The organism is Acinetobacter sp. V2 (assembly GCF_001188385.1).
GTDB classification, from domain to species: Bacteria; Pseudomonadota; Gammaproteobacteria; order Pseudomonadales; family Moraxellaceae; genus Acinetobacter; species Acinetobacter oleivorans.
Window position 1 is genome coordinate 280,629 of the sequence record NZ_JZFB01000002.1, and the last position, 849, is coordinate 281,477.

Annotated in this window: 1 pseudogene; it reads left to right on the top strand. The window is 42.2% G+C overall.

Annotation, left to right across the window (positions count from 1 at the left end):
• Positions 1-849 (top strand): annotated as a pseudogene (locus tag UC75_RS21050) (excinuclease ABC subunit UvrA); the annotation flags it as partial.

Consider the following 849-nt stretch of genomic DNA (forward strand, 5'->3'; position numbering starts at 1 on the left):
TGCCGATCATTTTGGTTTTCAACTTGATACGCCTTGGAACAAGCTAGATAAAGACACTCAAAAGAAATTCTTACAAGGCACTGGCAAAGAAAAAGTCGATTTAAGCTATATCGACGAACGTGGCCGTAAACATACTCGCGTACAGCCCTTTGAAGGGATTTTACCGCACCTTGAACGTCGTTACCGTGAAACTGAAAGTAACTATGTACGAGACGACTTAGCTCAATACCTTTCTAATGCAGCCTGTGATGCCTGTGATGGCTCACGTCTAAATGAAATTTCACGTCATGTTCGCGTTAAAGATAAAACGATTGCCGACATTACCCGCATGTCGATTGGTGATGCTGAAAGTTATTATCAAGATTTAAATCTTGAAGGTGCTAAAGGTGAAATCGCCGATAAAATCTTTAAAGAGATTCGAGAGCGTTTACATTTCTTGGTGAGTGTTGGACTTAACTATTTAAGTTTAGCTCGTTCTGCAGAAACGTTATCGGGTGGTGAAGCACAGCGTATCCGTTTAGCCTCACAAATTGGTGCAGGCTTGATGGGCGTCATGTATGTCCTTGATGAACCTTCTATTGGCTTGCATCAACGCGATAATGATCGTCTATTACAAACACTGATTCGCTTACGTGATTTAGGTAATACGGTATTAGTCGTTGAACACGATGAAGATGCAATTCGTGCGGCCGACCATATTATTGATATCGGTCCGGGAGCCGGGATACATGGTGGTGTGATTATTGCCGAAGGAACTTATGATGAATTGGCTAACCACGCTGACTCACTCACAGGTCAATACCTTTCTGGCAAACTCAAAATTGAAATACCAAAACAACGGACTCAATC